The 7,210-nt window shown below is 68.8% G+C and carries 6 protein-coding genes; 3 read left to right on the forward strand and 3 right to left on the reverse strand.

The window, feature by feature from the left end; genetic code table 11:
• Nucleotides 1–23: 23 nt before the first annotated feature.
• Nucleotides 24–1,355, reverse strand: a complete 1,332-nt coding sequence (locus ACFWFI_RS39030; RefSeq protein ID WP_387400069.1) for an N-acetylmuramoyl-L-alanine amidase — start codon at nt 1,353–1,355, stop codon at nt 24–26.
• A gap of 240 nt (nt 1,356–1,595) precedes the next feature.
• Here ACFWFI_RS39030 and ACFWFI_RS39035 point away from each other — a divergent pair, with 240 nt between their 5' ends.
• On the forward strand, nt 1,596–3,842 hold the full coding sequence (locus ACFWFI_RS39035; protein WP_387400072.1) for a family 2 encapsulin nanocompartment cargo protein terpene cyclase: 2,247 nt from the start codon (nt 1,596–1,598) through the stop codon (nt 3,840–3,842).
• On the opposite strand, the gene ACFWFI_RS39040 is transcribed toward ACFWFI_RS39035, so the two are convergent.
• Entirely contained in the window at nt 3,805–4,305 is a 501-nt protein-coding gene (locus ACFWFI_RS39040; RefSeq protein WP_031095964.1) for a hypothetical protein, read from the reverse strand. The two genes, ACFWFI_RS39035 and ACFWFI_RS39040, sit on opposite strands and share 38 nt — an antisense overlap.
• Before the next feature lie 46 nt (nt 4,306–4,351).
• The gene (locus ACFWFI_RS39045; RefSeq protein ID WP_387400076.1) at nt 4,352–4,753 is read right to left on the reverse strand and encodes an ACT domain-containing protein; all 402 of its coding nucleotides are present in this window, start codon (nt 4,751–4,753) and stop codon (nt 4,352–4,354) included.
• 204 nt (nt 4,754–4,957) lie between these two features.
• On the opposite strand from ACFWFI_RS39045, the gene ACFWFI_RS39050 reads away from it, so the two are divergent.
• Nucleotides 4,958–6,043, forward strand: a complete 1,086-nt coding sequence (locus ACFWFI_RS39050) for a right-handed parallel beta-helix repeat-containing protein (RefSeq protein ID WP_387400079.1) — start codon at nt 4,958–4,960, stop codon at nt 6,041–6,043.
• Nucleotides 6,044–6,077: 34 nt separating this feature from the next.
• A complete protein-coding gene (locus ACFWFI_RS39055) occupies nt 6,078–7,163 on the forward strand; it encodes a methyltransferase (protein WP_387400082.1) in 1,086 nt (361 codons plus the stop codon).
• Nucleotides 7,164–7,210: the final 47 nt, after the last annotated feature.

Raw genomic sequence — 7,210 nt, forward strand, 5'->3', positions numbered from 1 at the left:
CCATTCGCGGCTTCAACTGCCGCTCATGATCCGGCTCGCACCACGTCGACATCGGACGCCTTCACGAAGCCGATCCGGTGGCCGATCTGGACCGTCACGTACTTCTGGCTTCCGCGGAAGTAGGTGTGGTCGTACGGCTTCGAGGCGTCGATCGTCGGTGCGTAGAAGTAGCCGGTGGGTGCTTCGCCTCCACCGGGGAAAGCCTGTCCCGCCTTGATGGTGTAGACGAGCGGGCTGCCCACGGTCGGCTTGACGAAGTCCGCCGGGTACTCGGCCTTCTCCGGATAGGCAACGCCGTACACCGGCACTTCCGCCTTGCCTGCCTTCGGCCGCACGACACGGCCGGATGTGGGGCTGACGACCCGGGTCCCTGCGGGGGTGCGGAACCACGCCTTCTCCCCGTACCACCAGATCGCTGTCCAGCCGGGTGCCCTGTCGGCGACGACGGCCTGCTGGGTGGCACTGATCTTGCTGCCCCAGTCCGCGGCGCAGTTCGTCCCCGGCGAGCCGTCCGGGTGCAGCCCGGGGTCGGAGAAGAGCGGCGAGTCCGCGGACGGCTCCGTGTGCAGCGGGACCGCGCTGCTGCCCTGCCGGGGCAGGTCGACGCTCTTCTCGCAGTCGCGGAACTCCTGCTGGTTCTTGGTGAAGTCCGCGCTGACGGTGACCAGTTCGCTGCTTCTGGGGGCGCTCGGCACGGTGGGCCTGCCGAGCAGTGCCATGAAGCGGTTCCAGTCCCAGTAGGGGCCCGGGTCCCAGTGCATGTTTTTCGTGCCCGCCGCACTGGTGGGCGGTACGCCGTCATGGCCGATGATGTGCTGCCGGTCGAGCGGGATGTCGTACTTCGCCGCCAGGTGCCGCACCAGTCGTGCGGTCGACCGGTACATCTCGGGGGTGTACCACTTGGCGCCCTCGGCTGCGACGCCCTCCTGCTCGATGCCGATGGAGTGGGTGTTGAGATACCAGTTGCCCGCCTGCCAGGCGACGTCCTTGTTCTTCACCATCTGCGTGACGTGGCCGTCGGACGAACGCACCACGTAGTGGGCGGAGGTCTGGTTGGCCGGGTTCTGGAAGATCTTCAGGGTCGTGTCGTAGTCGACCTCGGTGTCGTGCAGGACGATGAACTTGATCGCATTGCTTTCGGGCCGGTTCGCCGTGTCGTAGTTGCCGTAGGTGTCCTTGTCCTCCGGGTCTCCGGTCTGCTGGTAGGCCGCGGGGACCCAGTCGCAGTCCAGGGCACGCGGGCATTCCGGTCGTACGGTGTCCGCACCGGCCGCCGCCGGGGAGAGGAGCGCCACGCTCAGCGCCCCTGCCGTGGTCAGTGCCAGCGCGAGTCTGATCCTCTGCTTCGACGTCATGACAACCCTTCTTGGGCCGGGGGCGGCAGAGCGTTCATCGTCGGCGCTCCCCGCATTCATCGGTCGGCGCACACTCTGTGGCGGGAGGTGTTGGCGAGTCAAGAGTGCAGTGTGCCGTCGGACCTGAGCTTGTGTGACTATTTCGCGCTGTGCGTGCCCCGGATGGCCCACGGGTAGTGCTGGCGCCGACAGGACCGGTCCACGTGGACCGCACGGAGTTCTCGGAAAGGCCGGACGCACATGGCACAGCCCTTCTCACTACCGGACTTCTACGTGCCGTACCCGGCGCGTCTCAACCCTCATCTGGATGCGGCCCGGAGCCACACCCGGGAGTGGGCGCGCGGGATGGGGATGCTGGAGGGGTCCGGAATCTGGGAGGAGAAGGACCTCGAATCCCACGACTACGCGCTGCTCTGCGCGTACACCCACCCCGACTGCTCGTCCGAGGCCTTGTCCCTGGTCACCGACTGGTATGTGTGGGTCTTCTTCTTCGACGACCATTTCCTGGAACTGTTCAAACGCACTCCGGACCGTGAGGGCGGGAAGCGGTATCTGGACCGGCTGCCCGCCTTCATGCCGATGGAGCGGGGCGCGGCGACGCCGGAGCCGGCCAATCCGGTGGAAGCGGGGCTGGCCGACCTCTGGGCGAGGACGGTTCCCGGCATGTCGGACGCCTGGCGGGCCCGGTTCGCGGAGTCGACGGAGAACCTCCTCAACGAGTCCCTGTGGGAGCTCTCGAACATCAACGAGGGGAGGATCGCGAATCCGGTCGAGTACATCGAGATGCGGCGCAAGGTGGGCGGCGCGCCGTGGTCGGCGGGCCTCGTGGAGTACGCGGCGAACGCTGAGGTACCCGCATCGCTGGCGGAAGCCCGTCCGCTGAGGGTTCTGCGGGACGCGTTCTCCGACGGGGTGCATCTGCGCAACGATCTCTTCTCGTACCAGCGCGAGGTCGAGGACGAGGGCGAGAACAGCAACGGCGTGCTGGTCCTGGAGAGGTTCCTGAACTGCTCGACCCAGGAGGCGGCCGAGGCGGTCAATGATCTGCTGACCTCGCGCCTCCAGCAGTTCGAGAACACGGCTCTCACCGAACTGCCGCCGCTCTGCGCGGAGAAGGGGCTCACCCCTGACGAGACGGTCGCCGTCCTCGCGTACGTCAAGGGTCTTCAGGACTGGCAGTCCGGGGGGCACGAGTGGCACATGCGCTCCAGCCGCTACATGAACGACGGGGCCGCGGCGGCCTCCGAGAGGCTGTCCGGTTTCGGGATGGCCGCCGCGTCCATCCGCTTCACCCCCCGCTCCGAGGCTGCCCGGCTGCGCAGCCACACGCACGTCCCGTACCAGCACGTCGGCCCGTCACTGCTGCCCGACTTCGAGATGCCCTTCACCACCACGCTGAGCCCGCATCTGGACGGGGCGCGGGTGCGGATCGTGGAGTGGTCACGGCGGATGGGGCTGTTGGAGGCGCAGCCCGGCGTGCCGGGGTCGCACATCTGGGACGAGGATCGGCTGATCGCGACGGACCTGCCGCTGTGCGCGGCGGGTATGCACCCCGATGCGACACCGGACGAGCTGGACCTGTCGTCGGGCTGGCTGACCTGGGGGACGTACGGCGACGACTGGTTCCCGGTGGTGCACGGCCGGACCCGTGATCTGGCAGGGGCACGGCTGGCCAATGAGCGGCTGTCGCTGTTCATGCCGCTCGACGGATCGTCCGTGCCGGAACCGGTCGACGCGCTGGAGCGGGGGCTGGCCGACCTCTGGCGGCGGACGGCGGGGCCGATGGACGAGAGCGCGCGCCGTTCCTTCCGCGAGGCTGTGGAATCGATGACGGCGAGCTGGCTGTGGGAGCTTGCGAACCAGGCGCAGAACCGGATTCCCGACCCGGTCGACTACATGGAGATGCGCCGCGCCACCTTCGGTTCGGACCTGACGATGAGCTTGTGCCGGCTGGGACACGGCAGGAGGGTGCCGGACGAGGTCTACCGCAGTGGTCCGCTGCGGTCCCTGGAGAACGCGGCGGCGGACTACGCGTGCCTGCTGAACGACCTCTTCTCCTACCAGAAGGAGATCGAGTACGAGGGCGAGGTGCACAACGGGGTCCTGGTCGTGCAGAACTTCTTCGGGGTGGACTACCCGACGGGAGTGGCGATCGTGCACGACCTGATGCAGGGGCGGATGCAGCAGTTCCAGCACGTCGCCGAGCACGAACTGCCGTTGCTGTACGACGACTTCGACCTTGACGCGAATGCCCGGGAGACACTGGCGGGCTATGTGCTCGAGCTCCGGCACTGGATGGCCGGGATCCTGATCTGGCACCGGGACTGCCGGCGCTACCGCGAGGAGGACCTGCGGCGGGGAACCGGCGCCCCGTGGCACCTCGGCGGCCCCACGGGGTTCGGGACGTCGGCCGCCCGGATCACTCGGCTGCTGACGGAGCAGGGACGTTTCAGCCCTGCTGGAACAGTTCAGCGGGCAGGGGTTTGAGCAGGGCGTACAGATCGTCGGTGATCGGCCGGTCCCAGCTGGCGATGGTGACGAGCACACCGTCGCTCCGGTCGAACTGGACGCATGAGATCCGGCTCTCGGAGAGCTTGATCCGGCGCACGATCAGCAGACTGTCGCCCTGCATGACGGGCACGTCCTCGGTGCCGGTCACTTCGACCGGCTCGTCGTTCTCGAGCGCGAGGAGCAGCTGGGCGACCTCGAAGGGGACCTGGCCCTCCTCGGTCTCGCGAGCCGGTGAGCCCTCCGGCAGATTGCCGATGATCATCGCGGGGCCGCGGCCGCCGAACAGGTCGTAGCGCAGGAACACGCCCTGACAGCTCCCGTCGGGAGCGGGGAGCAGACCGGCGCCGAGGTTGCCGGGCCAGTCCCCCGGGTCCATGGCCAGGACGTCGAAGTCCGGGCCCGCGGGTGTGGCGGCGCTACGGCGGCGGAGGAAGGACATGGGGCCATGTTACGTGTCCCGGCTCACGTCGCGGAGCCGGGCACTCCTACCCGGACTCCGCGGCCAGCGCCTCGAGCACCCGGACCGCCTCGGTCGCACGCGTGTACGGCACGAACAGGTGGTCGTGATGGTATCCGGCGACCACGTTGCAGCTGATCTCCGCGTCCGTGAGGGCCAGTGAGACAGCCGCGGTCAGTCCGACGGCGTCCAGCGCGGAGTGCACACGGAGCGTGATCCACCCGGCGACGAAGCGGTACGCCAGTCCTGACGCCACGGCTTGAGCCTCCGGGACCACGAGCGTCAGCCCTTCCCGCTCGGAGACGGTGACCACCGGGGTGACGCCGGCCGGCACCTCGCCGTCGGGCAGGGTCGTGTAGACGTAGCGGCCGGGCCTCAGCTCCGGTCGCATGCCGTGCAGCAGTGTTCGAAGATCGCGCTCGCCCGTCATGGGGCCACGCTACGGCCACGCGGACGCGCCCGCGCCCCGGCTGCCCGGGCGAAGACCGGCCGCTCCCGACGGCCCGGGGCACGTCGCCGGCTCCGGGGGGCGGGGGCGTTGGGGCGTCGGCGCGAGTAAGCCATTCAGGCACGCCATGTATCCATACGCTCACCTTGCGTGGCACCGGCGGTTGATCGCCCATAGCTTCGGCTCATGAGGAAAAGACACATGAAATGCCTGGCGGGTATCACCCTCTCCACGGCCACGGCACTGGGTCTCGCGGCCGTTCCCTCCGCCGCGGCAGGACCTGGTGATCATGTGGTGCGCCCGGGCGAATCCATCCAGAGCGCGGTCGACGCCGCACACCCCGGTGACACCATCGTCATCCTGCCCGGCACGTACCGCGAGAGCGTCCTGATCACCAAGCCCGGCCTGACCCTGCGCGGCACCCGTGGCCGGACGGTCATCGCCCCGGCGGCCGCCGACGGTGCAAAGGCCGCCAACGCCTGTGCCACCGGCGGGAACGGCATCTGCGTCGTAGGGACCAAGGGCAACACCGTCGACGATGTCAGCATCCGCTCGCTGACCGTCTCCGGCTTCGACAAGAGCGGCATCTGGGCGTCCTGGACCGACGGACTCAGCATCCGCAAGGTCACCACCCGGAGCAACGGCACCTGGGGCATCGCCCAGGAGCGGTCGACGCGCGCCGACTTCCGGCGCAACACCGCCACCGGAAACGGAGACGCGGGGATCTTCATCGCCAACTCGGTCAGCGAGGAGGGCGGAGCGACCGACACCGGGGGGACGCTCGTCCTGGACAACTCGGTGAGCGGGAACCGCATCGGCGTCACCGCCCGCCGGGTGCGGAACCTCGTCATCGACGGCAACACCCTGACGGGCAACTGCAGCGGGGTCTTCGTCGTGGGTGACGAGTCCAAGCCCGCGGCAGGGGCGATGACGATCAGTGGCAACCGGATCCTCAAGAACAACAAGTTCTGTCCGGCGACCCCGCGCCTGTCCGCGATCCAGGGATCCGGCATCGTCCTCACCGGCAGCGAGGCCACGGAGGTGCGTGACAACGTCATCCGGGACAACGTCGGCTCGACCCCGCTCTCCGGCGGCATTCTGCTGTTCAAGAGCTTCGTCGGCGCGCTCAACACCGACAACACCATCAGCAGCAACCTCGTACAGGGCAACAAGCCGGCCGACCTCGCCAACGGCGACACCTCGGGCACCGGCAACACCTTCGTCAGCAACACCTGCGGGACATCCGTCCCGGCCGGGATGTGTGCCGGATGACGGCTCACCGCCGCACAAGGAGAAACGAGACGGTATGACCACCGTGAGTCCCACCCCCGACACCACCCCCGTCACAACCCCTCTCACCGTGCCCAAGGTCTCCGCCACCCAGACCCCGCCGCCTTCCATGCGGCTCCGGGAGCTCGCGTTCGGAGCGGCCTGCGCCGCGGCCGTACGCGCGGCTGCCAGGCTGGGTGTGGCCGACGCGCTGGGCGAGACGCCGGCATCGGCCGCGGAGCTCGCGCTGGTCGTGGACGCCGAGCCCGTGCCTCTGCAGCGGCTGCTGCGCGCGCTCTGCTGCTACGGGATCTTCAGCGAGACGGCGGACGGGAAGTTCGTCCACTCGGAGATGTCCCGGCTGCTGCGCGAGGACGACCCGAACAGCCTGCGGTACATCTCCCTGTGGTGCACGGAGCCCTGGACCTGGGAGGTCTGGCCGCGGCTCGACGACGCGGTGCGCTCCGGCTCGAGCGTCTTCCCGGAGACGTTCGGCAAGGGCTTCTTCGAATATCTGCACCAGGACGCGGGCGAGTCCGCCCAGGTGTTCAACCGGGCGATGACCACGTCCAGCGTGCAGTCCGCGCAGGACGTCGCCGACCTTCTGGACCTCACCGGGGTGTCCTCGGTCGCCGATATCGGTGGCGGTCAGGGGCATGTTCTCGCGAGCCTGCTGGAGAAGCACCCCTCCGTCCACGGAACCCTCCTGGACCTGCCGGGCGTCGTGGCACGTGCGGACGCCAGGCTGCGGGACGGCGGCCGGCTGGCGGACCGTGTACGGATCGTGCCCGGCGACTGCCGTGAGGACATCCCGGTCGACGTGGATCTGTACATCATCAAGAACATCCTCGAATGGGACGACGAGAGCACCCGCAGGACCCTGCACAACGTGGTCGAAGCGGCCCGCCCCGGCGCCCGTGTGGTGATCATCGAGAACCTCGTCGACGACACCCCGTCGATGAGGTTCACCACCGCCATGGACCTGCTGCTCCTGCTCAACGTCGGGGGTGCCAAGCACACCCGGGAGAGCCTGGTCGGGCGGATGTCCGACGCGGGCCTGCAGGTGGGCGAGATCCACCCCGTCAACGCGTACCTGCACGCGTTCGAGTGCGTCGTGCCGTAGCCCGTGGCCCCGGCGCACAGAGATCGCCCCGGGTCCGGCACTCAGGT

Origin of the sequence: Streptomyces sp. NPDC060209 (genome assembly GCF_042728155.1) — a bacterium.
Taxonomy (GTDB): domain Bacteria; phylum Actinomycetota; class Actinomycetes; order Streptomycetales; family Streptomycetaceae; genus Streptomyces.

Coding starts and splice junctions, on each gene's coding strand:
- ACFWFI_RS39055 (WP_387400082.1), top strand. CDS start 6,078: ATGACCACCGTGAGTCCCACCCCCGACACCACCCCCGTCACAACCCCT.
- ACFWFI_RS39045 (WP_387400076.1), bottom strand. CDS start 4,753: ATGACGGGCGAGCGCGATCTTCGAACACTGCTGCACGGCATGCGACCG.
- ACFWFI_RS39040 (WP_031095964.1), bottom strand. CDS start 4,305: ATGTCCTTCCTCCGCCGCCGTAGCGCCGCCACACCCGCGGGCCCGGAC.
- ACFWFI_RS39030 (WP_387400069.1), bottom strand. CDS start 1,355: ATGACGTCGAAGCAGAGGATCAGACTCGCGCTGGCACTGACCACGGCA.
- ACFWFI_RS39050 (WP_387400079.1), top strand. CDS start 4,958: ATGAGGAAAAGACACATGAAATGCCTGGCGGGTATCACCCTCTCCACG.
- ACFWFI_RS39035 (WP_387400072.1), top strand. CDS start 1,596: ATGGCACAGCCCTTCTCACTACCGGACTTCTACGTGCCGTACCCGGCG.